This is a genomic window from Streptomyces sp. NBC_00289 (genome assembly GCF_041435115.1).
GTDB lineage: Bacteria > Actinomycetota > Actinomycetes > Streptomycetales > Streptomycetaceae > Streptomyces.
On record NZ_CP108046.1, the window covers coordinates 3887169 to 3912268 of the forward strand.

Sequence of the window (25100 nt, forward strand, 5' to 3'; positions counted from 1 at the left end):
GGGCGACTGAAGGGGTATGGTCGCTCCCGCGTCAGCCGACAACCTTCTTGAGGGCGTCGCCGAGCGCGTCGGCCTCGTCAGGGGTCAGCTCGACGACGAGCCGACCGCCGCCTTCGAGCGGAACGCGCATGACAATGCCCCGCCCCTCCTTTGTCACCTCGAGCGGGCCATCGCCCGTTCGCGGCTTCATGGCCGCCATGCTCGTTCCCCTTCCTGAAACCAGCTCATCGTCAAAGCCGACGGCCCTGGAGGGCACGCGCAGCCCGACATGGGACACGCGACACCGGCATCGAACACATTGCTTCCAGGCCATTATCCCGCATCTCAGGACCCGATGACCAACATCAGTCGGCATCGCTTGGGCAACGCGCCCGAGCAAAACCACTCAATTCGGCGATGTGACTGCGATACTGCGCCGCCGCACGGACTTCCTCGCACCGGAAATCTTCCGGAATTCTTTGACGCAGGTCACACGTACGGCCCGGTCCCCCGCCGGTGATCTCCGCCATGCTGTCCTTCGGACGACACCAAGGCGTACCGAGGGGTACGTCCGAGCCGCGACACCGGAGGGGTTACACCATGGCCGACACCGTGCTCTACGAGGTGAACGACGGGCTCGCGACGATCACGCTGAACCGCCCCGAGGCGATGAACGCGCTGGACATCGCCACCAAGGTCGCCTTCCGTGACGCGGTACGGTCCGCGGCGGCCGACGACGCCGTACGGGCGGTGCTGCTGACCGCCGCCGGGGATCGGGCCTTCTGCGTGGGCCAGGACCTGAAGGAGCACATCGGGCTGCTGGCCGCCGACCGGGAGGCGGGCACGGGGCAGACCATGACCACGGTGCGCGAGCACTACAACCCGATCGTGCGGGCGCTGACGGGCATGGCCAAGCCCGTGGTGGCCGGCGTGAACGGTGTCGCGGCCGGGGCCGGCTTCGGTTTCGCGCTGGCCGCGGACTACCGGGTCGTGGCGGACACGGCGGCCTTCAACACCTCGTTCGCGGGCGTGGCGCTGACCGCCGACTCGGGGGTCTCCTGGACGCTGCCGCGGGTCGTGGGCCCGGGGCGCGCCGCCGACCTCCTGCTCTTCCCGCGGAGCATCAAGGCGCAGGAGGCCTACGACCTCGGCATCGCGAACCGTCTGGTGCCGGCGGCCGAGCTGCGCGCCGAGGCCGAGAAGGTGGCGCGGGCGCTGGCCGAGGGGCCGACGGTGGCGTACGCGGCGATCAAGGAGGCGGTGGCCCACGGGCTGTCCCACTCCCTGGAGGAGACCCTCGACAAGGAGGACGAGCTCCAGGCACGGGCGGGCGCGTCCGAGGACCACGCGATCGCCGTCCGCGCGTTCGTGAACAAGGAGAAGCCGAAGTACCTGGGGCGCTGAGCGCCGGCCGGGCCGCTCAGGCCCGCCTCGCCACGCAGTCCGCCAGGTGGTCGTCGACCAGACCGCACGCCTGCATCAGCGCGTACGCGGTCGTGGGGCCGACGAAGCGCAGGCCCCGCTTCTTGAGGGCCTTGGACAGGGCCGTCGACTCGGGCGTGATCGCCGGGACGTCCCCGAGGGCCTTCGGGGCCGGGCCCGGGGCGGGCGCGTGGGACCAGATCAGCTCGTCCAGCTCGCCCGGAGCCCAGTCGGCCAGCACGCGCGCGTTGGCGAGGGTCGCGTCGACCTTGGCGCGGTTGCGGATGATGCCGGCGTCGGCGAGGAGGCGCTCCCGGTCGTCGTCGGTGAAGACGGCGACCGAGGCGATCCGGAAACCGGCGAAGGCGGTGCGGAAGCCGGGGCGGCGGCGCAGGATCGTGATCCAGGACAGGCCGGACTGGAAGGCCTCCAGGCTGAGCCGCTCGAACAGGGCGTCGTCGCCGTGGACCGGACGGCCCCACTCCTCGTCGTGGTACGTCACGTACTCCGCGGCCGACAGGGCCCAGGGACAGCGCAGCGCGCCGTCCGGGCCGGCAAGGGCGGTGCCGTCGGTCACTGCTGGTCCTCCGGGGCGTGCCACTGCCGGTGGTCCTGGGCGGGCTTCTCCATGGAGACGTGGTCCGGGGCCCGCGCGCCGGCCAGTGCGGACTCCAGGTCGGCGATGCGGGCGTCACGCTCGGCGAGTTCGGCGCCGAGGCGGCCGAGGGCGTCGTCGACGTCGGCCATGCGGTAGCCGCGGGCGGCGAGCGGGAAACGCAGGCTCTCCACGTCCGCGTGGTTCACCGGGCGGTCGAGGGGCAGAGGGTCCTGCAGCCGCTCGGGGGCGGCCTCCGGCAGCGGCGCGTCGCCCCCGCCGCCGCCCACCACGGCGAGCGTCACCGCGGCGACGACCACGGCGAGCGCGACGACCAGGAACAAGAACATAACCATCGCTGGGTCCCCTCGAATGTGTCAGGGGACGATCGTGCCATGCGAGGCTGACAGTCAGGGCCGCAGGCGGCCGAAGACCAGCACGTACCAGGAGAGGTCACAGGGGATGCTCAGGCTGGGCAGGCGCGAATTCGAGGCGCACGAGCCGGTGATCATGGCGATCGTGAACCGGACCCCGGACTCCTTCTACGACCGGGGGGCCACCTTTCTCGACGAGCCCGCCCTCGCGCGCGTGGAGCAGGCGGTGGCGGAGGGCGCGGCGATCATCGACATCGGCGGCGTGAAGGCGGGGCCGGGCGAAGAGGTGACGGCCGAGGAGGAGGCGCGGCGGACCGTCGGGTTCGTCGCGGAGGTGCGGCGCCGTTTCCCCGACGTCGTGATCAGCGTGGACACCTGGCGGCACGAGGTCGGTGAGGCCGTGTGCGAGGCGGGAGCCGACCTGCTGAACGACGCGTGGGGCGGCGTCGATCCGCGGCTCGCGGAGGTCGCCGCGCGGTACGGGGCGGGCCTGGTGTGCACGCACGCGGGCGGCGCCGAGCCGCGGACCCGGCCGCACCGGGTGGCGTACGACGACGTCATGGCCGACATCCTCCGGGTGACCGTGGGGCTGGCCGAGCGGGCGGTGTCGCTGGGGGTGCCCCGGGAGTCGGTGCTGATCGATCCGGGGCACGACTTCGGGAAGAGCACCCGGCACAGCCTGGAGGCGACGCGGCGGCTGGAGGAGATGGTGGTGACGGGGTGGCCGGTGCTGGTGTCCCTGTCCAACAAGGACTTCGTCGGGGAGACGCTGGACAAGCCGGTGAAGGAGCGGGTGCTGGGCACGCTGGCGACGACGGCGGTGTCCGCGTGGCTCGGGGCGCAGGTGTACCGGGTGCACGAGGTGGCGGAGACGCGGCAGGTGCTCGACATGGTGGCGTCGATCGCGGGGCACCGGCCGCCGGCCGTGGCGCGGCGGGGGCTGGCGTAAGGTCTTCCCGCCCTGCCCCCGCCGGCTCTGCTTCCCTCCCGGGGCCCCGCCCCTGAGTCCGCGCTTTCAGACGCGGGCGGGGCCGATCAGCGCCCCGCCTCCTTCGACACCAGGGCCACCGCCTCGTCCACGTCGTCCGTGACGTGGAAGAGCAGGAGGTCCTTCTCCGCGGCCTTGCCCTGCGCGACCAGCGTGTTCTTCAGCCAGTCGATCAGGCCGCCCCAGTACGCGCTGCCGAACAGGACGATGGGGAAGCGGGTGACCTTCTGGGTCTGGACCAGGGTGAGGGCCTCGAAGAGTTCGTCGAGCGTCCCCAGCCCGCCGGGCAGGACCACGAAGCCCTGGGCGTACTTCACGAACATCATCTTCCGGACGAAGAAGTAGCGGAAGTTGAGGCCGATGTCGACGTACGGGTTCAGTCCCTGCTCGAACGGCAGCTCGATGCCGAGGCCGACCGAGGTGCCCTTCGCCTCGCAGGCGCCCTTGTTGGCGGCTTCCATCGCGCCGGGACCGCCGCCGGTGATCACCGCGAACCCGGCCTCGACCAGGCCGCGGCCCAGCCGGACGCCCGCCTCGTACTCGGGCGAGTCCACCGGGGTCCGCGCCGAGCCGAACACGCTGATGGCGGCGGGGAGTTCGGCCAGGGTGCCGAAGCCCTCGATGAACTCCGACTGGATGCGCAGCACCCGCCAGGGGTCCGTGTGGACCCAGTCCGACGGGCCGCCCGCGTCCAGCAGGCGCTGGTCCGTCGTGCTCGCCTGCACCTGATCGCGCCGTCGGAGAACCGGCCCCAGGCGCTGCTCCTCCGGCGGCTGCTTCTTCCCCTCGGGGTTGCCGGTAGCCATGTGCGCTCCCTCCGATTGCAGGTCTTTCCACCTCAGCGTAGATCTACGCGGGTTACGTGCGGGGGACGTGAGCGTGTCCGCCATGAAGCGCCGTCGGACGAGCTCCCCCGCCGTGCCCTTCTTACGACGTCAGCCAGTGGCGCAGACGTTCCTCCGCCTCGGGAATGAGCGAGGCCCGCACGCGCTCGTCGACCCGGTGGGCCAGAAGCGGCGCGCCGGGGCCGTAGTTGACCGCGGGCACGCCCAGCGCGCTGAAGCGGGCGACGTCGGTCCAGCCGAACTTGGGCCGGGCCTCGCCGCCGACGGCCGCCATGAAGGCCGCCGCGGCCGGGTGGGTCAGGCCGGGGCGGGCGCCGCCGCTGTGGTCGTCGATGACGAACTCGTCCACACCGCAGTCGGCGAAGTACTCGCGCACGAACGCCTCGGCGTCCTCCGCGCTGCGGTCGGGCGCGTAGCGGAAGTTGACGACGAGCGTGCAGGCGTCGGGGATGACGTTGTTGGCCACGCCGCCTTCGACGCGGACGGCGTTGAGGCCCTCGTGGAACCGGAGTCCGTCGACGACCGGCGTGCGCGGCTCGTAGGCGGCGAGCCTGGCCAGCGCGGGGGCCGCCGCCTGGATCGCGTTGGAGCCCATCCACGCGCGCGCGGAGTGCGCCCGCTGTCCCCGGAACGTGAGGAACACCCTGAGCGTGCCCTGGCAGCCGCCCTCCACCTGACCGTCCGTCGGCTCGAGGAGCACCGCGAAGTCGCCTTCCAGCCACTGCGGATGGGCCTCCGCCACGTGCTTGAGGCCGTTGAGGTGCGCGGCGACCTCCTCGTTGTCGTAGAAGACGAAGGTCAGGTCACGGTTCGGGGCCGGGACCGTGGCCGCCAGGCGGAGCTGGACCGCCACCCCGGACTTCATGTCGCAGGTGCCGCAGCCCCAGAGCACGCCGTCCTCGTCCATCCTCGACGGCACGTTGTCCGCGATCGGGACCGTGTCGATGTGTCCGGCGAGGATCACGCGCTCGGCGCGGTCCAGGTGCGTGCGGGCCACGACGTTGTTGCCGTACCGGTCGACCGTCAGGTGGGGAAGGTCCCGCAGGGCGCTCTCGATGGCGTCCGCGAGCGGCTTCTCGCTGCCGCTCTCCGAGGGGAAGTCGACGAGCTGCGCGGTCAGCCGCGCGGCGTCCAGCGTGAGGTCAAGCGGGGTATCGGCCATGTCGTCGACCCTAGTACCCGGGGGCCGGCATCCTCCTTCCCACCCGGCGCGGAGATCACGGGGCCCTCCAGTACCTTGTACGCGTGCCAGAGCCGTCCCCCACCTCCCCCAAGCGTCGCCGCGGACGCCTCCTCCGTGTCGGCGCGGCCTTCGTGGTCCTGCTGTCCGTCGCCGGTTACCTCGTGGTGCAGTACGTCACCGGTGGGGCGGGCGGACCCGGCTGCAAGGTCGTGTCGAAGGACGGGGACGCGGCGGCGTACGAGCTCACGCCGGAGCAGGCGGTGAACGCGGCGACGATAACGGCGGTGGGCACCGGGCGCGGGCTGCCCGAGCGGGCCGTGACCATCGCGTTGGCGACCGCGCTCCAGGAGTCGGGGCTGCGCAACATCCGCCACGGGGACCGGGACTCGCTCGGCCTGTTCCAGCAACGGCCCTCGCAGGGCTGGGGCACGGCGAAGGAGATCATGGACCCGACGTACGCGGCGGGCGTCTTCTACGAGCATCTGGCCAAGGTGCCCGGCTACACCGGACTGCCGCTGACCGTCGCCGCGCAGCGCGTGCAGCGCAGCGGCTATCCGTCGGCGTACGCGAAGCACGAGCCGGACGCGGTGCTGCTCTCCGCCGCCCTGACCGGGACCTCTCCCGCCACGCTGACCTGCGACGGGCGCCAGAGCGCCACCGTGGCCGCGGGTCCGGACGCGGTGCGGTCCGCGCTCGTCAGGGACTTCGGGCGCGATGTACTGGAGCCGGTGAACGCGGAGGTGGGCGGCTCGAAGGCGTCGCCCTCGCCGACGGCGGCCCCGTCCGCGAGCGGCGACGGTCGGACCGTGACCCTGCCGGTGACCGCCGACCCGGACGGCGCCGGGGGCGACGGCCGCGGCGCCCGGCAGCGGGGCTGGCAGCTGGCGCACTGGGCGGTGGCCAACGCCTCCGCGCTGCACATCGAACGCGTCGCGTACGCCGGCCGGGAGTGGACCGCCGGGAACACGGACAGCCAGTGGCGTACGAGCGGGGCGCGGACGGACACCGGGGCGGGCGCAGTGCGGATCATGACCGCGCAGTAGTGCGGTCGATCACCCGCAGGGGTCATGCGGGCCCGGTGCGGAGAACGGTGCGCGGGTATGCGGCCGCTCATCGTCGCAGTAGCCGAATCCCTTGGGAACAAAGGACTGCGTGGACTCGACACACTGTCGATCCGGGCACCCTTTGCCCGTTTTTATCCGCAACCGATAATGCGACACATTGCCAACTCTTTACGTCGGGGCGCCGCAACCTTCACGGACTTCGAGCGGTAGTCACTGCGTCCGAGCCCGGACGATCAACCGCAGGTCGGTCCACAGCCGGTCGGTCTGACAGCGGTCGATCTTGCGGGCGCGGGCGGACAGTTCATCGTTCTCTCCCGTCGAAGGAGCACCATGTCCCTCCCCCTGACCCGCCGGATCGCCCGTGCCGCGCTGCTTGTCGCCGCCGGAGCGGCCGCCGGGGTCGGTGCGGCCGGCGCCGCCAGTGCGGCACCCGACCTTCCGGCAGCCCCCAACCTCGGCGGACTGACCGCCCTGGACGGGGCGAACGTCGGCAACACCATCGACGGAGCGGCCCAGAACGTCGCCGGGCTCGCGGGCGACACCGGCGGCAAGGCCGTCAAGAAGGCCGTACCCACCGCCGGCAAGACGAGCGGCAAGGCCGCCAAGAAGGCGACGCCGGTGGCACAGAAGGCCGCGGGTGAGGCGGCCGGGTCCGCCGCGCGCATCCTCGGTGACGCGACGAAGACGGCGACGAAGGGCGGGCTGCCGACGACCTCCCTGACCAAGGGCGGGCTGCCGACGAGCTCCCTGCCGACGGGCTCCCTGCCGACGCAGGGGCTTCCGCTCGGCGGCTGACGCCTGCCGCGCCCGGTTCGACCGGCGGCGGGGCCCGGGACGCGTTCCCGGGCCCCGCCGTTCGCCGTCTGCGGACGTCGGGGGGGCCGAGCGTCGTGTGCGGACGTCGGGGGCTCGGCAGGGCGGTTACAGGCGCCCCACGGCCGCCCGGACGCGTTCGTCCGTCGCGGTGAGGGCCACGCGGACGAAGTTCTCGCCCGCAGTGCCGTAGAAGTCACCCGGGGCCACGAGGATGCCCAGGTCCGCCAGGTGGGCGACCGTGGTCCAGCAGGACTCGTCCCTGGTGGCCCAGAGGTAGAGGCTGGCCTCGCTGTGCTCGATGCGGAAGCCGTGCTTCAGCAGCGCCTCGCGCAGGGCCGTACGGCGGGCCGCGTACCGGTCGCGCTGCTCGCGCACATGGGTGTCGTCGCCGAGCGCCGCGATCACGGCGGCCTGCGTCGGCGCGGACGTCATCATGCCGCCGTGCTTGCGGATCTCCAGCAGGGGACCCAGGACCGCCGGGTCACCGGCCAGGAAGGCCGCCCGATAGCCGGCCAGGTTCGAGCGCTTGGAGAGGGAGTGCACCGACACGATGCCCTCGAAGGAGCCGCCGTTGACGTCGGGGTGCAGGACCGAGACCGGCTCGGCCTCCCAGCCCAGCTCGACGTAGCACTCGTCCGAGAAGAGCAGGACGCCGTGCTCGCGGGCCCAGGCGACGATCCGGGTCAGCTCGTCCTTGCCCAGCACCTTGCCCGTCGGGTTCGACGGCGAGTTGAGCCAGAGCAGCCTCAGGTTCGTCGGGTCCAGGTCCGTCGGATCGTCGTAGACCTCGTACTCCGCGCGCGCCAGCCGGGCGCCGACCTCGTAGGTCGGGTAGGCCAGGCGGGGGTGGGCGACCCGGTCGCCGGGGCCGAGGCCCAGCTGGGTGGGGAGCCAGGCGACCAGTTCCTTGGAGCCGACGATCGGCAGGACGTGCCGGTGCGTCACCCCGCGGGCGCCGAGCCGGCGCTCCACCCAGCCGGTGATCGCGTCGCGCAGCCCGGGTGTGCCCCAGACGGTCGGGTATCCCGGCGAGTCGGCCGCGTCGATCAGCGCCTTCTGGACCAGCTCGGGAACCGGGTCGACCGGGGTGCCGACGGACAGGTCGACGATGCCGTCCGGGTGGGCCTCGGCCGTCGCCTTGTACGGCGTCAGCTTGTCCCAGGGGAAGGTGGGGAGACGGTCGGAGACTGCGGACACGGGATCTGACTCACTTTCTCGTACGGCAAACGCCCCGGCCCGTGCGGCGATCAGGCCGTACGGGACCGAGGCGAAGGGCCTCTCCCCGGTTCGGGCGGGGCCGAGCACCGGGGAGGACGCGGGCCGCGCTTACTGGTTCTGCGGCGGCAGCGCGGCGACGAAGGGGTGGTCGCGCTCGATCAGGCCCAGCTTGCTGGCGCCGCCGGGAGAGCCGAGTTCGTCGAAGAACTCGACGTTCGCCTTGTAGTAGTCCTTCCACTCCTCCGGAGTGTCGTCCTCGTAGAAGATCGCCTCGACCGGGCAGACCGGCTCACAGGCGCCGCAGTCGACGCATTCGTCCGGGTGGATGTACAAGGACCGCTGGCCCTCGTAGATGCAGTCGACCGGGCACTCCTCGATGCACGCCTTGTCCTTGACGTCGACACAAGGCTGCGCGATGACGTAGGTCACGCTGTCGTTCCTCCTCGATAGGGCGCTGGCGGGCCTCCACAGGCTCCGCCGCCTGGCGCGCGGGAGCGCGGCGTCGTCGATGCCCGCCTCTAGTATCTCCGTTCCCGGGCATGATCCGAACAGGAGGGGTGAACCGACCTGTGGAAATCTCTGCGACCGGACGTCTCGTGGTCCGTCTCACCGCCGCTGACGTGGGCAAACGGGTCTCCGTACGGTCCATGATCGAACATGCGGCGGCGGGTGAGAAGTTCACCGACACGGTCGGTGTTCTCACATCATGGGACAAGGGTGTGCTGCGGATCACACGCAAGGACGGCCGCAGTGTCCGTATTCCGGAATCGGCGCTGGTGGCGGGCAAGATCGTGCCCCCGGCGCCGGCCCGCCGACGCGGCCCCGCCGCCTCCTACGAGGAGCTGGCGCGGGTGTCCTCGCGCGCGTGGCGGCCACTGGTGAGCGAGCGGCTGGGCGAGTGGGAGCTGCGGGCCGCCGAAGGCTTCACGCGGCGGGCGAACTCCGTGCTGCCGCTCGGCGACCCCGGCCTGCCGCTCGACGAGGCGCTGACCGCCGTACGGCGCTGGTACGGCGAGCGGGAGCTGCCCGCCTACGTGCAGACCGCCACCGGCGCCGCGGGGACGCAGGAGCTGCTGAGCGCGGAGCTGGAGCGGCGGGGCTGGGTGCGGGAGGTGACCGCCGAGCTGTGGACCGGCGCGCTCGCGCCGGTGGCCGACCGGGAGGAGGCCCCCGGCGTCCTGCTGTCCCGGGAGGCGGACGAGGCCTGGCTCGCGCGCTATCAGCGCAAGGGGGTGAGCGAGGTGGCCCTGAAGGTGCTGGGCAGCGGCCCCTCGGTGTGGTTCGCGACCGTGCCGGGTGCGGCGGCGGGCGCGGCTCCCGCCGCGATCGGGCGGTGTGTCGTCGACGGACGGTGGGCGGGCTTCGCCGCCGTCGAGGTGGATCCCGCGCTACGGCGGCGGGGGCTGGCCGGGACCGTGATGACCGCGCTGGCCCGGCGCGCGCTCGACGAGGGCGCGTCGGCCGGGTGGCTGCAGGTCGAGACGGACAATGTGGGAGCGCAGGCGTTGTACGACCAGCTGGGTTTCACGGCGCACCACGCGTACCACCACTACCGCGAACCGGAACGCGTCGAACCCGGAAGTGCCGGCACCGGCCGGTACCGATCGTCCTGAGAGGGCACGAGCCAGCTATGCGTCCTCCCTATCCCCCGCCGCCCGAGCGCTCCGCCGAACTACGGCAGCGGTTCGCCGCAGAGGCGCGCTCCGAGCGTCCCGACCTGTCCGCGCTGTGCCTGCTGCTCGGCGCGGAGGCCGACGGGGAGCTGGACGACGCCGGGCTCGACAGCGCGCAGATCGAGCTGGACAAGCTCGCCGGACAGCTGCCGTTCCGGCCGGGCGGACCGCGCTCGTGGGCGGTCGCGCTACGGGAACTGCTGGGGGAACGGTCCGGGTTCCGCGGGTTCCCCGCGGACTACCAGCGGCTCGAGTCCTCGTTGCTGCACCGGGTGCTGGCGCGACGGCGGGGGCTGCCGATCCTGCTGTCGGTGCTGTGGATGGAGGTCGCGAGACGGGCGGGGGCGCCGGTGTACGGGGTGGCTCTGCCGGGGCACTTCGTGGTCGGGTTCGGCACCGAGGAGCAGGTGCTCGCCGATCCCTTCGACGGGGGGCGCGTGCTGAGCGGGTCCGACGCGGAGCTGCTGGTGGCGGGGGCCACCGGGGCGCCGTTGCATCCGTCGATGCTCGGTCCCGCGGAGCCGCTGGAGGTGGTGGTGCGGATCCTGAACAACGTCCGGGCGTGGGCCGCGGCGCGGCCCGAGCGGTCGGACGTCTCCCTGTGGGCCGTCGAGTTGTCGCTGCTGCTGCCCTCGCATCCGGCGCGGTTGCGCTACGAGCGGGCCCAGTTGCTCGTGCAGCGGGGGGACTTCGTCGAGGGCGCGGCCGAACTCGACGCGTACGCCGAGGTGGTGGGCGCGGTGGACGAGCCGGCCGCGGCACGGGTCCGGGACCAGGCGCACGCCGCGCGGGCGATGCTGAACTGAGTCCCCGGCGCCTCCCGGGGACGCGGTCGGCCGCGTCTCACAGCCAGCCCTTCTCCCGCGCCGCGCGGACCGCCTCCGCCCGGTTGCGTACCGCCAGTTTCTGGATCGCCGTGGAGAGGTAGTTGCGGACCGTCCCCTGGGACAGGTGCAGGGCCGTGGCCAGTTCGGCGTTGGTGGAGCCGTCCGCCGCCGCCCGGAGAACCTCGCGTTCGCGGTCGGTCAGGGGGTTGGCGCCCCCCGCCAGGGCCGCCGCGGCGAGCGTGGGGTCGATGACCCGTTCACCGGCCAGCACCTTGCGTACCGCGGCGGCGAGTTGGGCGGCCGGGGCGTCCTTGACCAGGAAGGCGTCGGCGCCGGCTTCCATCGCGCTGCGGAGGTAGCCGGGGCGGCCGAAGGTGGTCAGGACGACCAGCTTCACCCCGGGGAGCTCCCGGTGCACCAGGCCCGCGGCCTCGATGCCGGTCGCGCCCGGCATCTCGATGTCCAGCAGGGCAACGTCCACGTCGTGCTCGCGGGCGGCGGCCAGGACCTCGTCGCCGCGCGCCACCTGGGCGACGACCTCGATGTCGTCCTCGAGGCCGAGCAGTGCGGCCAGCGCCTCGCGGACCATCGACTGGTCCTCGGCGAGCAGGACCTTGATCGTGCGGCTCATGCGCCGGATCCTACGTCGGCCGCGCCGCCGGCCGGCACGCGGGCGACAAGCCGGAAGCCGCGCTTGGTGCGGCCCGCCTCCAGGGAGCCGCCCGCCTTCTCCAGGCGCTCGGTGAGGCCGGTGAGGCCGTTGCCCGGCCCCTTGCCGGAGCCGCCGGAGCCGTCGTTCTCGACGGACAGTTCGCACACCGGCCCGTCGAGGCTCTGGCGGTGCAGCACCTCGACCGTGCAGCGCCCGGCGCCGCTGTGCCGTACGACATTGGTGATCGCCTCGCGCAGCGCCCAGGCGAGGGCCGACTCGCTCTCCTCGGGGACGCCGGTGAGGTCCGGTTCGGAGGGCAGTTCGGCGATGACTCCGGCCGCCGTCAACGCGACCTGCGCGCCCGCGAGTTCGCCGTGCAGGCGCGGGCGGCGGTAGCCGGTGACGGCCTCGCGCACGTCGACGAGGGCCTGGCGGCTGACCTGTTCGATGTCGGCGATCTGCTGGGCCGCCTTGTCGGGGTGGCCCGGCAGCATCCGGCCGGCGAGCTCGCTCTTCAGCGTGATCAGGGACAGTGAGTGACCGAGCAGGTCGTGCAGGTCGCGGGCCAGCCGCAGCCGTTCCTCGTTCGCGGCGAGCTGGGCGACGGTGGCCCGGGCCTTGCGCAACTCTATGGTCGTCCGCACCAGTTGGCCGACGCCGGTCATCGCGAACCCGATCAGCACCACGAGCAGCACCAGGTCCATGGCGTCCCGCTCGCCGATTCGCAGGCCGACGAGCACCATGGTCGCGGCGGTCAGCGGGATCGTCCAGTACGCCATGCGCAGCGGCAGGGCCGCCCCGCACGCGACGGAGACGTACACGTAGAGGCCGAGCCACTCCGTGCCGAGCGTGAGGCACAGGACGGTGGCGACGACCGCGAGACCGAGGATCAGGGCGCCGAGCGTCCGCCCGGAGTACGCCCTGCCACCCATGTTCCGGAAGACCAGCGACAGGTAGACCGCGACGAAGGCCAGCAGGCCCAGCCAGCCGGCCACGGTCGCGCCCGTGGTGTGGTCGCCGGACACCAGGTCGTGGACCGGCGAGCTGAGGAAGACGAGCCAGACGACGATCCACACGGTCTTGCGCAGCGCCTCGCGGAGGTTGCGGGGCGACTGTCCCATGCGCGTCAGCGGGGCCGGCCGGGCCTCGTCGGGGTAGCTGCTCACGCCTTCAGCGTGTCCTTCCGGTACAGCCAGGCCGCGCCGCCCGCGAAGAGGGCGAGGAAGACGGCGAGGATGGCGACGTCCTTCGCGTGCGGGGCCTGGCTCTGTTCGATGGCCCGCCCCAGGGCAGCGTACGCGTGCGTGGGCAGCCACTGCGCGATGTCCTGGAGCCACTGCGGGAACGTCGTCGACGGCATCCACAGGCCGCCGAGCATCGACAGGCCGAAGTAGGTGATCATCGTGATCGGGCGGACCGCGTCCCCGGACGCCAGGTAGCCGATGGCGACACCGAGCGCGGCGAAGACCAGGCTGCCCGCCCAGATCGCGCCGGTCAGGGCGAGCCACTGCCAGGCGTCCAGCCGTACGTCCTTCACGACCGCGGCCACGACGAAGACGATGACGATGGACGGCAGGCTGACGACGGCGGCGCTCGCGGTCTTGGCGAGGACGTAGCCGCGGCCCGGAAGGGGCGTCAGGCGCAGCTGCCGTACCCAGCCGCTCTCCCGCTCCTTGGCGATGCGCTCGCTGTTGCCCATGAGGACGGCCGTCAGGGCGCCGAAGGAGGCCATGGAGACCATCATGTACGTCGGGACGGTCAGGCCCGTGCCGTCGACCCTGGTGGTGGCGTCGGCGTTGCCCGCGATGAGCAGGAACAGCGCCGAGGGGTAGATCACCGAGAAGAACAGGAACTTGCGGTTGCGCAGGGCGCGGACGAGTTCCAGCTTGATCAGGCTGTTCACAGCGACTTCGCCTCCTCGGCGGCCGTGATGGCGACGAAGGCCTGCTCGAGACCGAGTCCGGCGACCTCCAGGTTGCGGGGGTGGACGCCGAGTCCGTACAGGGCGTGGACGGTCGCGTCGGCGTCGGAGGACTGGATACGGACGGTGTGGCCCGAGATGTCGATCGAGGTCAGGAAGGGCAGGTTGCGCAGGGGCTCCTCGTCGAGGGGGCCCTCCAGGTCGAACGACACCCGGCGCGCCCCCGCCTTCGCCTTGATCTCGGCCGCGGTGCCGTCGGCGAGCAGCCGCCCGCGGTGCAGCACCAGCACCCGGTCGGCGATGGCGTCGGCCTCCTCCAGGTAGTGCGTGGCGAACAGCACGGTCCGTCCCTGGTCGGCCTGTTCGCGCATGGTGGCCCAGAAGGCCTGGCGGGCGGAGACGTCCATGCCGGTGGTGGGCTCGTCCAGCACGATCAGGTCGCTGTCGCCCGCGGTGGCGAGGGCGAAGCGGACGCGCTGGGCCTGGCCGCCGGAGAGCTTGTTGACCTTGCGGTCGGCGATCTGGGTGACGCCGGCCCGGGCCAGCACGTCGGTCACCGGGTAGGCCCTCGGGTGCAGATCGCAGGCCAGCGTGACCAGTTCGCGGACGGTGACCTCGTCCATGAGTCCGCCGCTCTGCAGCATGGCGCCGACGCGTCCGGCGACGATCGCCTCGCGCGGGCCGGTGCCGAAGATCCGCACCGTGCCGCTGTCGGCCTGCTTGAGGCCGAGCAGCAGGTCGAGCGTGGTCGACTTGCCGGCCCCGTTGGGGCCCAGCAGCGCCACGGTCTCCCCCGGGTGCAGGCGCAGCGTCAGACCGTCCACGGCCCGGACGTCCCCGTAGCTCTTGCTCACCTGCTCGAACCCGACCACCTCGGTGGCGGTGGTCGTCGTTGTCGTCGTCATGCCCACCATCGTGGCCGCGCGGGCCCGCCGTCCGGCAGTGTCGAGGGTCCTGACCGGCGGATGACAGATGTCATGTGCGGTAGGTGCCCTACGACGGGAGGGGGCACCCGGCGCGTGCCGGGTGCCCCCTCCCGTTCGAAGTGAGGCCTGTTGCGGCACTAGCTCGGGGTGGTGTCGATGACGCCGACGCGTTCCGCCGACGTCTTGCCGCCCAGGGCCTTCCGCAGCGCGATGACGACGTCCTGCGGCAGGACGTCACGCTTCCCGCTCGCGCCGTCGATCTGCACGCCCTGGAAGGTGGCGCCGTACGCCTCCTTGAGCGCCTCGAGGTCGTACGTGTCCACGAGCTTGCCGTCGACGGCCTTCACGCCGAGGATCTTCGGCAGTGACACGGGGCCGAACTTGATGCTGTGCACGGCGTCGGTCTGCACGGTGACGAGTCCGGACATCGCCGGCTTGGCGAACTCCTTCATCATCCGGTCGACCTCGGCGTTCGAGATGGTCGGCTGCTTGGTGGTCGTCGCCACCGCCACCGGCGCGGACGCGTCCGTCTCCACCTGCGTGCGGTAGGCCTCCTCGACCGCCAGGGTCGACTTGCCGACGTCGATGCCCTTGCCCGCCTTGCCGTACACGGCGACGGCCTTGCCGGACTTGAACGTGATCGTGCCCTCGGTCGCCGAGCCGGAGCCGCCGGCGGCGTCCTCCAGTGCGGCGTGCAGCTTCTCCTCGTCGACCGGCATGACCGGGTCGACGACCCGGTGGTTGCCGAACAGCGAGCCGATGACCGAGACCGGGTTGTAGTCGCTCTGCGCGGCCGCCCGCACCGTGGCCTGGGTGTCGAACTGGAGGCCGGCCTGGTCCGGCTTGAGCGCGACGGTGTCGCCGCCGACGGACAGCTTCAGCGCCTTGTTCACCCGGTCGCCGAAGGCGTCGTCGAGCTTCTTCACGGCGTCGTCGCGCGTGCCGCCGCCGATGTCGACGCCGAGCACGGTGGTGCCCTTCGGCACGTCGGAGTGGTTCATCAGCAGACCCGCGCCGTAGGCGAGGCCCCCGATGAGGAACGCGGCGACGAAGAGCAGCACCAGCTTGCTGCGGCCCTTCTTTTTCTTCTTCTTGGACGAGGCGGCCGCGGGCACGTTCTGCGCGACCGGCTCGGGCAGCTTCGGAGGCGTGTGCGGCAGCGGTCCGTCGGTGCGCGCGCCCGGCCCGAACGGCGAGTTCTGGCCGGTCGACGGGACGACGGGGATACCGCTGGTGACGGTGTGCCCGGAGACGTTGTCCGCGGGCCGGTAGCCGGGCGTGCCGGATTCGGAGGCCGGCTTCTGCGGAGTCAGGATCGCGGTGTCGTCGCTCAGTCCGCCGCCGGGGGCGCCGGGGCCGCGACCCGTGCGGGGGGCGCCGGGCCCGCCGCCGGCCGACGGCACCAGCGAGCCGTCTCCGGTGACCGGGCCGCCGGTCGGCCCCGCGGGGCCCTGCGGTCCGCCGGGGCGGCCGGGGCCGTTGGGCCCGTTGAAGCCGCCCTGCCCGTTCGGACCGCCGTAGCCGCCCTGGCCGCCGGACGCGTTCCGGGCACTCTGGCCGTTCCGGGCACCCTGGCCGTTCTGGGCGCCGCTTCCGTTCTGGGCGCCGCTTCCGTTCTCCGCGAAGTACGGCAGGTCGTCGCGGCGCGGTTCGCCGCCGCCCGTGCCGGGACGCGGGCCGGTGCCCAGCGGTCCCGCGGCCAAGGCCTCGGTGACGTCGAAGGAGCCGGTGCCGCCGCCGTGCCCGGGGGCCACGGGCCCGCCGGTGGCACCGCCGGGCAGCCCGGCCCCGTTGGTACCGCCGGGCCGGGAGCCGGCCGGGATACCCATGGAACCGACCACACCGCCGGGACGGCCGGCGTTCGGACGCGCGGACTCGGGACGCGCGGCGCCGGGGGCGGCCGGAGCGGCCGGGCCGCCGGGAGCGCTCGGCGCGCCCGAAGCTCCGGGCAGTCCGGCCCCGTTGGAGGGACCGCCGCCCGGACCGCCGCCGCCCGGACCGGACTTGCGCGGCGCGAACCAGTCGCTGGTCTTCTCCCCGGGGCCGGGGGCGCCCCCGGCCGTGGGATCGGCGGGCGGCGGCTCGGTGGCGCCGGTGGGCGTCGGCGTCGGCGTCGGGATGCCGGACGACGTCGTCTCGCTGTCGGTGGGGCCGTCGGGGCCCTCGGTGTCCGCGACGGGCGTGCGGACGACGACCGGCGGAATCGGCCGCGATCCGGGGATGTTGATCCGGATGCGGGTCGTCAGCGTGGTCTCGGTCTTGCGTTCCTCCGGCTTGGCGGCCGAACGGGCCGCTTCCGCACCGTCGTCGGAAGCCATGGGGGTCCCGTACGGCGGCGTCCCCGAAGGGTATGCGGCTCCGCCGCGCCCGTTGGGCCCGGAGGACGGAGTGTCAGTTTCACGACTCAAGGCAGGTTCTCCCGGTTGGCTCCGCCGCCCGCGGTACGACCTCTCTCGGGCGGCTCGGCGGCGCGCACCACCATACTGGCCACTTCAGGCGTGTATCCCACGACCGCCTGGGAAACCCACACCGGACTCGCACGCGTCAGGTACGGCGAAGTGGTACGTCACTTGCCAAGTCGGACGGCGTCGCCGCCCGGTTGCCGCCCCGGACCAAGGGTGGCGCAGATCACAGCCACGGCCATACCGCCGAGCAGGAAGAGGTAGGAACCGGCTCCTGCGGCGAAGACGAAGTCGCCCTCCGGGCGGCTGGCGGTCAGCAGCACGACGGCGATCATCCAGCCGGCCGCGGCGGCGACGGCGGCGCCCCTGCTGCGTACCGCCCGCGCCGCGCCCAGGCACAGCCCGGCCTCGCCGGCCAGGCCGAGCAGCAGCCCGCCCGGGAACCAGCCGGCCTGCACCAGTGACCCGGCCACGCCGATCAGCGCGCCGAACACCAGAAGGCCCAGGTAGACGGCGGCCCGGCCGGCGGAGGGCCGTTGCAGCGGCTGGGCGAGCACCGGGGTCCGGTCGTTCATGACGTCTCCTCGATCCCGGCGAACAGATCCGTCTCCCGCGGGCCGGGAGCGCGCTCCGGTCGCACCAACTCGTAGTACTCGGTGGTGAGGAGGGGTTGCGCGAGCTCGTTGGAGAGCGCGAAGTACGGCGCGTCGGGGGCCACCTCGATCTGCGTGGCGTGCGCGCGCATCGCGGCGGTCTTCGCGGCGGCGAACGCGGTGCCGTCGATCTCGGTGGTGATCCGCTCGTCGTCCACCACCCCCGGTACGTCGTCCAGGGCGGCCGCCTTGCTGAAGGGAAGCTCGGGCAGGTCCTGCCGGAGCCGGGCGAAGCCCTCCTCGCCGACGGAGCGCGGGACGCGGTTCCAGTAGATCTTCGCGATCTCCCAGCCCGACCCGGCGGCGAGTTCGGCGGCACGCATGGCGACGCGGTGGGCCTGGATGTGGTCGGGGTGGCCGTAGCCGCCGTCGGGGTCGTAGGTGACGAGCACCTGCGGGCGAACCTCACGGATCACCTCCGCGAGGGACCGGGCGGCCTCGTCCACGTCGGCCTGCCAGAAGCACGCGGGGTCGTCGTTGTCGGCGAGGCCCATCATCCCGGAGTCCCGGTGGCGGCCCGCGCCGCCTAGCAGACGGAAGTCCTCGACGCCGAGTTCACCCATCGCGGCCGTGAGCTCGCGCAGCCTGTACTCGCCGAGCGCGGCACCGGTCAGCTGCCGCAACTCGGGCGGAATGACCTCACCCAGCTCACCGAGGGTGCAGGTGACAAGCGTCACCCGGGCCCCCTCGGCCGCGTACCTGGCCATGGTGGCGCCGTTGTTGATCGACTCGTCGTCCGGGTGCGCGTGCACCAGCAGCAGACGACGGCCGGATGGTTCCGTCATGGGGCCACCCTACGAGGCACGAGACCACCGGGCCCGGCGAGGTCGCGACTCGGGCACCGGACCGTTCTCGTCCCCGCGACGCGGGGGACCTTCCGAGGTCAGCCCCGGCACGGTGGGCGAACCGCGTGCCGCGCGAGGCCGACCGCCCGGTCAGAACTTGAGGTCGCCGATCATGCCCGCGATGTTCGTCGTCAGATCGTTGATCGTCGGAGCGATCGTCGACGAGGCCAGGTAGAAGCCGAGGAGGATGCACACAACCGCGTGTCCACCCTTCAAGCCCGACTTCTTGACCAGCAGGAAGACGATGATCGCCAGCAGCACCACCGCCGAAATCGAGAGTGCCACGGCGGCTCACCTCCAAAGATCCCAGGAGCACGGGGGGTCGGACCAAGGGGTCAGATAAATCCATACAGCAGCCAGCGGGTTCATACCCACTATGCGGTAGTGATCATAACTATCCGCACTCGCGCATCGCTCGGCGCACGGCCGCACAAGGGGGCGCATGGCCAATATGGTCGGGGCATGACGACGACGTCCGACTCCTTCCCCCGCCGGCACGCCCGCACCCAGCGCTTCACGCTCGGCGCACCCCGCGCGTTCACCGTGGCGCCCGACGGTTCCCGTGTCGTGTTCCTGCGCTCCGCTTCCGGTACGGACCGGGCGAACGCCCTGTGGGTGCTCGACCAGGAGGCGGGCGGAGAGCGCGTGGCCGCCGACCCGCGCGCCCTGCTGGGCGGTGCCGTGGAGCGCCTCTCGGCCGAGGAGCGGGCCCGCCGTGAACGCAGTCGCGAGGGCGGCGCCGGCATCGTCGGCTATGCCACCGACGCGGCCGTCGAGTTGGCCTCTTTCGCGTTGTCAGGGCGGCTTTTCACGGCGGAGCTGCGAGCCGGCACGGCACGTGAACTGCCCACCCCCGGGCCGGTGATCGACCCGCGCCCGTCCCCCGACGGCCGACAGGTCGCATACGTCGCGCAGGGCGCCCTGCGCGTGGTGGGCGCGGACGGCGAGGACGACAGGGCGCTGGCCTCGCCGGAGCCGGCGACGGGGCCGGAGCGGGTCACCTACGGTCTGGCCGAGTTCGTCGCGGCCGAGGAGATGGGCCGGTCGCGGGGCTTCTGGTGGGCTCCGGAGTCGGACCGGCTGCTGGTCGCGCGGGTGGACGACGCGCCGGTGCGGAGGTGGTGGATCTCCGACCCGGCGCACCCGGAACGTGATCCACAGCACGTCCCGTATCCGGCGGCGGGCACCGCCAACGCGGACGTACGACTCTTCGTGTTCGCTCTGGACGGGGTGCGCACGGAGGTCGTCTGGGACCGGACGCGCTTTCCCTATCTGGCGCATGTCCACTGGTCAGCGGCGGGTGCCCCGCTGTTGCTCGTACAGGCGCGCGACCAGCGGAGCCAGCTGTTCCTGGCCGTGGACCCGGAGACGGGAGCGACCCGGATGGTGCACGCCGACGAAGATCCAACTTGGCTGGAACTCTTCGCCGGTGCGCCGTGCTGGAGTCCGTCGGGACGGCTCGTGCGGATCGCCGACGAGGGCGGTGCGCGCGTCCTGGCGGTCGGTGAACGGCCTTTGACGGGACGGCAGTTGCACGTCCGGGCGGTCTTGGACGTGGGCTCCGACGACGTACTGGTCTCGGCGTCCGCGGGTGAGGGCGCGGCCGACCCGGAGACCGGCGAGGTACATGTGTATCGCGTCAACGAGCTCGGTGTGGAGCGCGTCTCGCAGGAGCCGGGCGTGCACTCGGCGGTGCGCGCCGGGGGTGTGACGGTACTGGTCTCCGCCACCCTCGACCGGCCGGGTACGCGAGCGCGGGTGCTGCGCGATGCGAAGCCGACGGTGACCGTCACGTCGTACGCCGAAGATCCTGGTTTGTCCCCGCGCGTGACCCTCACTCAGGGGGGCGCACGCGGAATCCCGTGCGCCGTGCTTATGCCTACGGACTACACCGGAGACACGCCCCTCCCCGTCCTCATGGACCCCTACGGCGGTCCGCACGGTCCGCGGGTGGTCGCCGCACACAACGCGCACCTCACCTCGCAGTGGTTCGCCGACCAGGGTTTCGCGGTGGTCGTCGCCGACGGCCGCGGCACCCCCGGCCGCTCCCCCGCCTGGGAGAAGGCCGTCCACCACGACCTCACGGTCTCCCTCGACGACCAGATCGAGGCCCTCCAGGACCTCGCGAAGAACCATCCCCTCGACCTCTCCCGGGTGGCGATCCGCGGCTGGTCCTACGGCGGCTGGCTGGCCGGGCTGGCGGTCCTGCGCCGCCCGGACGTCTTCCACGCGGGCATCGCCGGCGCCCCGGTCACGGACTGGCGGCTGTACGACACGCACTACACGGAGCGGTACCTGGGCGACCCGGCCGCCCACCCCGAGTCGTACGCGAAGAGTTCCCTGGTCACGGACGACGGCCTGGTCTCCCCCGCCGAGCCGCACCGCCCGCTGATGATCGTGCACGGACTGGCCGACGACAACGTGGTCGTGGCGCACTCCCTGCGGTTGTCCTCCGCCCTGCTGGCCGCGGGCCGCCCGCACGAGGTCCTGCCCCTCTCGGGGGTGACCCACATGACCCCGCAGGAACAGGTCGCGGAGAACCTGCTGCTCCTCCAGGTGGACTTCCTCCGCCGCGCCCTCGACCTGACCTGAGGGCGAAGAACGGCAACGGGCCGGGAGACATGGCGCTCCCGGCCCGTTTACGGCACCCGCACGGCCGTACGTCGTTCAGACTGGCCTGTCCGTATATCGAGACCGGGTCGGCCGAGTTGCCTGTGTGTTAACGCGGTTGGTGCGCATTTGTATGGTTATGCCGTGCCGTCGGGGTGATCGTCCGTGGTCTGCTCCGGCGGCACCACCTGCTTCTCCTCCGCGAAGTGGCAGGCCGAGTCGTGCGCGGCGGGACCGGCCGTGAGGCGGAACTCGGCGGGTACCGCGAGTGCCGGCACCTCCAGCGCGCAGCGCTCCCGCGCCTTCCAGCAGCGGGTGCGGAAGCGGCACCCGGAGGGGATGTTCGTCGGGGACGGCACGTCGCCCGCGAGGATGATCCGCTCCCGGTGCTCGCGCGCCTCCGGGTCGGGCACCGGCACCGCGGACAGCAGCGCCTGGGTGTAGGGGTGCGTGGGGTGGTCGTAGATCTCGGCGTCCCGCCCGACCTCCACGATCCGGCCCAGGTACATCACCCCGACCCGGTCCGAGATGTGCCGCACGATCGACAGGTCGTGCGCGATGAAGATGTACGACAGGTCGAACTCGCCCTGGAGCTGGTCCATCAGGTTGATCACCTGGGCCTGCACGGACACGTCGAGCGCGGAGACCGGCTCGTCGGCGACGATGACCTCGGGGCGCAGCGCCAGACCCCGCGCGATGCCGATGCGCTGGCGCTGGCCGCCCGAGAACTGGTGCGGATAGCGGTTGATGTACTCGGGGTTGAGGCCGACGACGTCGAGGAGGTCCCGCACCTTCTTCCGCCGGTCCCCCTTGGGCGCCACCTCCGGGTGGATGTCGTACGGCTCCCCGATGATGTCGCCGACCGTCATCCGCGGGTTGAGGGAGGTGTACGGGTCCTGGAAGACCATCTGGATGTTGCGCCGTACGGCCTTCAGGGCGCGGCCGGACAGCTTGGTGATGTCCTCGCCCTTGTACCTGATCGTGCCGGCCGTCGGCTGCTCCAGGTTGACGAGCATCTTGGCGACCGTCGACTTGCCGCAGCCGGACTCGCCGACGATGCCGAGGGTCTCGCCCCGGGCCAGCGCGAAGTCCACCCCGTCGACGGCCTTCACCGCCCCGATCTGCTTCTTGAAGAGGATGCCCCGGGTGAGCGGATAGTGCTTGACCAGCCCGCTGACCTCCAGAATCGGCTCAGTCATGCAGGCACTCCCTCCAGAAGTGGCAGGCGCTGCGACGGTCCTCGTCCACCTCGTACAGGGGCGGTACGTCGGTGCGGCACACGTCCTGGGCCATCGGGCAGCGCGGGTTGAAGGCGCAGCCCGGCGGGATGTTCGTGAGGTTGGGGGGCAGGCCCTTGATGGCGTACAGCTCGCGGCCCTTCTGGTCCAGGCGCGGGATCGACTTCAACAGGCCCTTGGTGTACGGGTGGGCGGGCGCCTTGTAGATGTCGTGCACGGGCGCCGACTCGACGATCCGGCCCGCGTACATCACCGCGATCCGGTCCGCCACGTCGGCGACCACGCCGAGGTCGTGGGTGATGAGGATGAGCCCCATGCTGAGCTCGCGCTGCAACTCCGCGAGCAGGTCCATGACCTGGGCCTGGACGGTGACGTCGAGGGCGGTGGTCGGTTCGTCGGCGATGATCAGCGCCGGTTCGAGGGCGAGCGCCATCGCGATCATGATGCGCTGGCGCATACCGCCGGAGAACTGGTGCGGGTAGTCGCGCACGCGCTGGGCGGCGGCCGGGATGCGGACGTGGTCCATCAGCTCGACGGCCTTGGTCCGCGCGTCCTTCCTCGACATTCCGCGGTGCACGACGAACATCTCGCCGAGCTGGTCGCCGACGGACAGCACGGGGTTCAGGGACGACAGCGCGTCCTGGAAGATCATCGCCATCTCGGCGCCGCGGACCCTGCGCCGCTCCTCCTCCTTGAGCCGCAGCAGGTCCTGGCCCTGGAAGAGGATCTCGCCACCGGTGATCCGGCCGGGCGGGATGTCGAGGATGCCCATCACGGCCTGCGCGGTCACCGACTTGCCGGAGCCGGACTCGCCGAGCACCGCGAGGGTCTCCCCCTCGTCCACCTCGTAGTTGACGCCGTTGACGGCCTTGGCGACGCCGTCCCGGGTCCGGAACTCGACATGCAGGTCACGCACTTCGAGCAGCATGACGGCGGTTCACCTCAGCTTCGGGTCGAGGGCGTCGCGCACCGCGTCGCCGAGCATGATGAACGCGAGCACCGTGATGGCCAGCGCCCCGGCCGGCCACAGCAGCATGTGCGGGGCCTGCCGGATGTACTGGGACGCCGCGGAGATCTCGATGCCCCAGCTGATCGTCGGCGGCTTCAGCCCGACACCGAGATACGACAGGGTCGCCTCCAGCGCGATGTACGTGCCGAGCGCGATGGTCGCCACGACGATCACCGGCGCGACCGCGTTCGGTGCGATGTGCCTCAGCAGCAGGCGTGAGTTGGAGGCGCCGAGCGCCCGCGCGGCCTGGACGTAGTCGTTCTGTTTGGCGGTGATGACCGAGCCGCGGGCGATGCGGGAGATCTGCGGCCAGCCGAGCAGCACCATGAACCCGATGACCGGCCAGACGGTGTTGCTGGTCACCACGGAGAGCAGGACCAGGCCGCCGAGGACGACCGGGATCGCGAAGAAGACGTCGGTGATGCGGGACAGGATCGAGTCCGGGAACCCGCCGAAGAACCCGGCGAGCCCGCCCAGGACGGAGCCGAGGAGGGCGACGCCGAGCGTGGCGCACACGCCGACCGTGACGGACGTACGGGCGCCGTAGACGACGCGGGTGTAGACGTCGCAGCCCTGGCCGTCGAAGCCGAAGGGATGACCGGGCTGCGAGCCCTCCTGGGCCTTGGCGAGGTCGCACTTGAGGGGGTTCTGGGTGGCGATCAGGGACGGCCAGATCGAGATCACGACCAGGAAGACGATCACCAGCGACGAGAGGATGAAGACCGGGTTGCGGCGCAGGTCGCGCCAGGCGTCGGACCAGAGGGACCGGGGCTTGCCCTGGGGGCCGCCGGCGCTGTCCGGGCCCGGTGACCGTTCCAGCGTCTCGCCCTCGCTCGTGGCGAGGTCCATGGCCCCGCCCATGCCGGTCCCGGCGATGGCACCGTCCTCCGGGGTGCGGCCCGGGCCCCGCAGGTGATGCCCCGGCTGCTGCGGTTCAGGCATAGCGGATCCTGGGGTCGAGGACGGCGTACAGCAGGTCGACGAGCAGGTTGGCGACCAGGAACACCAGGACGAGGACGGTCACGAAGCCGACGACCGTCTGGGTGTTCTGGCGCAGGATGCCCTGGTACAGCTGGTAGCCGACACCGTGGATGTTGAAGATCCGCTCGGTGACGATCGCGCCGCCCATCAGGGCCCCGATGTCCGTGCCGATGAAGGTGACCACGGGGATCAGCGAGTTGCGCAGCAGGTGCCGGGTGATGACCCGCCGTCTCGGCAGGCCCTTGGCGACGGCCGTACGGACGTAGTCGGAGCGTTTGTTCTCCGCGATGGAGGTGCGGGTCAGCCGGGTCACGTAGGCGAGCGAGACCGAGGCGAGGACCAGGCCCGGCACGATCAGCTCGCCGAACGTGGCCTCTGTCGACACCGACGGTTTGATCCAGCCCCACTCGACGCCGAGCAGGAGCTGGAGCAGCAGACCGGTGACGAAGGTGGGGACGGAGATCACGACCAGGGTGAGCAGCAGGACGCTCGTGTCGACCGGCCGGCCACGCCGGAGGCCGGTGACGACGCCCAGCGTGATGCCGATGACGATCTCGAAGAGGATCGCCACGATCGTCAGCCGGATGGTGACCGGGAACGCCGTCGCCATCAGCTCGGTGACCGGCTGCCCGTTGAACGCCGTACCGAAGTCGCCGGTGAAGATGTGGCCCAGGTAGGTCAGGTACTGCTGCCAGACCGGCTTGTCGAGGCCGAACTCCTTCTTCAGCTGGGCGGCCGTGGCGGGGTCGCACTGTCTGTCGCCGCACAGCCCCGCGATGGGGTCGCCCATCACGTTCACCATCAGGAAGATCAGCAGCGTGGCGCCGATGAAGACCGGGATCATCTGGAGCAGCCGCCGCAGGACGTAGCGTCCCATGA

26 protein-coding genes are annotated in these 25100 nt (G+C 72.0%); 7 read left to right on the plus strand and 19 right to left on the minus strand.

Annotated features, from left to right (window positions below; genetic code table 11):
* Positions 1 to 31 precede the first annotated feature (31 nt).
* A complete protein-coding gene (locus OG985_RS17600) occupies positions 32 to 199 on the minus strand; it encodes a DUF3117 domain-containing protein (protein ID WP_003966491.1) in 168 nt (55 codons plus the stop codon).
* Between the two features lie 380 nt (positions 200 to 579).
* Between OG985_RS17600 and OG985_RS17605 the strand changes: the two genes are divergently transcribed.
* On the plus strand, positions 580 to 1383 hold the full coding sequence (locus tag OG985_RS17605) for an enoyl-CoA hydratase/isomerase family protein (RefSeq protein WP_371669294.1): 804 nt from the start codon (positions 580 to 582) through the stop codon (positions 1381 to 1383).
* A gap of 16 nt (positions 1384 to 1399) precedes the next feature.
* On the opposite strand, the gene OG985_RS17610 is transcribed toward OG985_RS17605, so the two are convergent.
* The gene (locus OG985_RS17610) at positions 1400 to 1978 is read right to left on the minus strand and encodes a DNA-3-methyladenine glycosylase I (protein WP_371669295.1); all 579 of its coding nucleotides are present in this window, start codon (positions 1976 to 1978) and stop codon (positions 1400 to 1402) included.
* A complete protein-coding gene (locus OG985_RS17615) occupies positions 1975 to 2346 on the minus strand; it encodes a DivIVA domain-containing protein (protein ID WP_371674404.1) in 372 nt (123 codons plus the stop codon). Before OG985_RS17615 ends, OG985_RS17610 begins: the two co-directional genes overlap by 4 nt.
* A 112-nt stretch (positions 2347 to 2458) precedes the next feature.
* On the opposite strand from OG985_RS17615, the gene folP reads away from it, so the two are divergent.
* On the plus strand, positions 2459 to 3319 hold the full coding sequence (gene folP / locus OG985_RS17620; protein ID WP_371669296.1) for a dihydropteroate synthase: 861 nt from the start codon (positions 2459 to 2461) through the stop codon (positions 3317 to 3319).
* Between the two features lie 86 nt (positions 3320 to 3405).
* Here the strand turns inward: folP and OG985_RS17625 are convergent, their stop codons facing one another.
* Together OG985_RS17625 and dapE are read right to left on the minus strand one after the other, a co-directional pair.
* Positions 3406 to 4164 carry a TIGR00730 family Rossman fold protein gene (locus tag OG985_RS17625; protein WP_371669297.1) on the minus strand — a complete coding sequence of 253 codons (759 nt, stop codon included), beginning with the start codon at positions 4162 to 4164 and terminating at the stop codon, positions 3406 to 3408.
* A gap of 121 nt (positions 4165 to 4285) precedes the next feature.
* Positions 4286 to 5365, minus strand: a complete 1080-nt coding sequence (dapE, locus tag OG985_RS17630) for a succinyl-diaminopimelate desuccinylase (protein WP_371669298.1) — start codon at positions 5363 to 5365, stop codon at positions 4286 to 4288.
* 83 nt (positions 5366 to 5448) lie between these two features.
* On the opposite strand from dapE, the gene OG985_RS17635 reads away from it, so the two are divergent.
* Positions 5449 to 6429, plus strand: a complete 981-nt coding sequence (locus OG985_RS17635; RefSeq protein ID WP_371669299.1) for a heavy metal transporter — start codon at positions 5449 to 5451, stop codon at positions 6427 to 6429.
* A 351-nt stretch (positions 6430 to 6780) separates the two neighbouring features.
* Positions 6781 to 7245, plus strand: coding sequence for an ATP-binding protein (locus OG985_RS17640; RefSeq protein ID WP_371669300.1), 465 nt, complete (start codon positions 6781 to 6783; stop codon positions 7243 to 7245).
* A 126-nt stretch (positions 7246 to 7371) separates the two neighbouring features.
* Here OG985_RS17640 and OG985_RS17645 read toward each other — a convergent pair whose 3' ends face one another.
* Positions 7372 to 8463: a bifunctional succinyldiaminopimelate transaminase/glutamate-prephenate aminotransferase gene (locus OG985_RS17645; protein ID WP_371669301.1), complete on the minus strand. Its 1092-nt coding sequence runs from the start codon at positions 8461 to 8463 to the stop codon at positions 7372 to 7374.
* A 129-nt stretch (positions 8464 to 8592) separates the two neighbouring features.
* Positions 8593 to 8913, minus strand: coding sequence for a ferredoxin (gene fdxA / locus OG985_RS17650; protein ID WP_003973842.1), 321 nt, complete (start codon positions 8911 to 8913; stop codon positions 8593 to 8595).
* A gap of 140 nt (positions 8914 to 9053) precedes the next feature.
* On the opposite strand from fdxA, the gene OG985_RS17655 reads away from it, so the two are divergent.
* A complete protein-coding gene (locus OG985_RS17655) occupies positions 9054 to 10097 on the plus strand; it encodes a GNAT family N-acetyltransferase (RefSeq protein ID WP_371669302.1) in 1044 nt (347 codons plus the stop codon).
* A gap of 17 nt (positions 10098 to 10114) precedes the next feature.
* Positions 10115 to 10963, plus strand: coding sequence for a tetratricopeptide repeat protein (locus OG985_RS17660; RefSeq protein WP_371669303.1), 849 nt, complete (start codon positions 10115 to 10117; stop codon positions 10961 to 10963).
* A gap of 37 nt (positions 10964 to 11000) precedes the next feature.
* Here the strand turns inward: OG985_RS17660 and OG985_RS17665 are convergent, their stop codons facing one another.
* The 8 genes from OG985_RS17665 to OG985_RS17700 all read right to left on the minus strand — a co-directional run bounded on the left by OG985_RS17665 (position 11001) and on the right by OG985_RS17700 (position 18668).
* The gene (locus tag OG985_RS17665) at positions 11001 to 11615 is read right to left on the minus strand and encodes a response regulator (RefSeq protein ID WP_371669304.1); all 615 of its coding nucleotides are present in this window, start codon (positions 11613 to 11615) and stop codon (positions 11001 to 11003) included.
* Positions 11612 to 12757, minus strand: coding sequence for a sensor histidine kinase (locus OG985_RS17670; protein ID WP_371674405.1), 1146 nt, complete (start codon positions 12755 to 12757; stop codon positions 11612 to 11614). Before OG985_RS17670 ends, OG985_RS17665 begins: the two co-directional genes overlap by 4 nt.
* Before the next feature lie 41 nt (positions 12758 to 12798).
* The gene (locus OG985_RS17675) at positions 12799 to 13539 is read right to left on the minus strand and encodes an ABC transporter permease (protein ID WP_371669305.1); all 741 of its coding nucleotides are present in this window, start codon (positions 13537 to 13539) and stop codon (positions 12799 to 12801) included.
* Positions 13536 to 14462: an ABC transporter ATP-binding protein gene (locus OG985_RS17680; protein ID WP_371669306.1), complete on the minus strand. Its 927-nt coding sequence runs from the start codon at positions 14460 to 14462 to the stop codon at positions 13536 to 13538. The genes OG985_RS17675 and OG985_RS17680 overlap by 4 nt, the downstream gene beginning before the upstream one ends.
* 158 nt (positions 14463 to 14620) lie before the next feature.
* Positions 14621 to 16891: a hypothetical protein gene (locus tag OG985_RS17685; protein WP_371669307.1), complete on the minus strand. Its 2271-nt coding sequence runs from the start codon at positions 16889 to 16891 to the stop codon at positions 14621 to 14623.
* A 158-nt stretch (positions 16892 to 17049) separates the two neighbouring features.
* Positions 17050 to 17460 carry a DUF6113 family protein gene (locus OG985_RS17690; RefSeq protein WP_371669308.1) on the minus strand — a complete coding sequence of 137 codons (411 nt, stop codon included), beginning with the start codon at positions 17458 to 17460 and terminating at the stop codon, positions 17050 to 17052.
* On the minus strand, positions 17457 to 18323 hold the full coding sequence (mshB, locus tag OG985_RS17695; protein ID WP_371669309.1) for an N-acetyl-1-D-myo-inositol-2-amino-2-deoxy-alpha-D-glucopyranoside deacetylase: 867 nt from the start codon (positions 18321 to 18323) through the stop codon (positions 17457 to 17459). Before mshB ends, OG985_RS17690 begins: the two co-directional genes overlap by 4 nt.
* A 150-nt stretch (positions 18324 to 18473) precedes the next feature.
* Positions 18474 to 18668 (minus strand): hypothetical protein, encoded by a 195-nt coding sequence (locus OG985_RS17700; protein ID WP_371669310.1) that lies wholly within the window; start codon positions 18666 to 18668, stop codon positions 18474 to 18476.
* A 177-nt stretch (positions 18669 to 18845) separates the two neighbouring features.
* Here OG985_RS17700 and OG985_RS17705 point away from each other — a divergent pair, with 177 nt between their 5' ends.
* On the plus strand, positions 18846 to 20975 hold the full coding sequence (locus tag OG985_RS17705; protein ID WP_371669311.1) for a prolyl oligopeptidase family serine peptidase: 2130 nt from the start codon (positions 18846 to 18848) through the stop codon (positions 20973 to 20975).
* Between the two features lie 155 nt (positions 20976 to 21130).
* Here OG985_RS17705 and OG985_RS17710 read toward each other — a convergent pair whose 3' ends face one another.
* The 4 genes from OG985_RS17710 to OG985_RS17725 are packed head-to-tail and all read right to left on the minus strand — an operon-like array spanning position 21131 to position 25098.
* On the minus strand, positions 21131 to 22192 hold the full coding sequence (locus OG985_RS17710; RefSeq protein ID WP_371669312.1) for an ABC transporter ATP-binding protein: 1062 nt from the start codon (positions 22190 to 22192) through the stop codon (positions 21131 to 21133).
* Positions 22185 to 23159: an ABC transporter ATP-binding protein gene (locus OG985_RS17715; RefSeq protein ID WP_371669313.1), complete on the minus strand. Its 975-nt coding sequence runs from the start codon at positions 23157 to 23159 to the stop codon at positions 22185 to 22187. Before OG985_RS17715 ends, OG985_RS17710 begins: the two co-directional genes overlap by 8 nt.
* A gap of 9 nt (positions 23160 to 23168) precedes the next feature.
* A complete protein-coding gene (locus OG985_RS17720; RefSeq protein ID WP_371669314.1) occupies positions 23169 to 24182 on the minus strand; it encodes an ABC transporter permease in 1014 nt (337 codons plus the stop codon).
* Positions 24175 to 25098: an ABC transporter permease gene (locus tag OG985_RS17725; RefSeq protein WP_371669315.1), complete on the minus strand. Its 924-nt coding sequence runs from the start codon at positions 25096 to 25098 to the stop codon at positions 24175 to 24177. The genes OG985_RS17720 and OG985_RS17725 overlap by 8 nt, the downstream gene beginning before the upstream one ends.
* Positions 25099 to 25100: the final 2 nt, after the last annotated feature.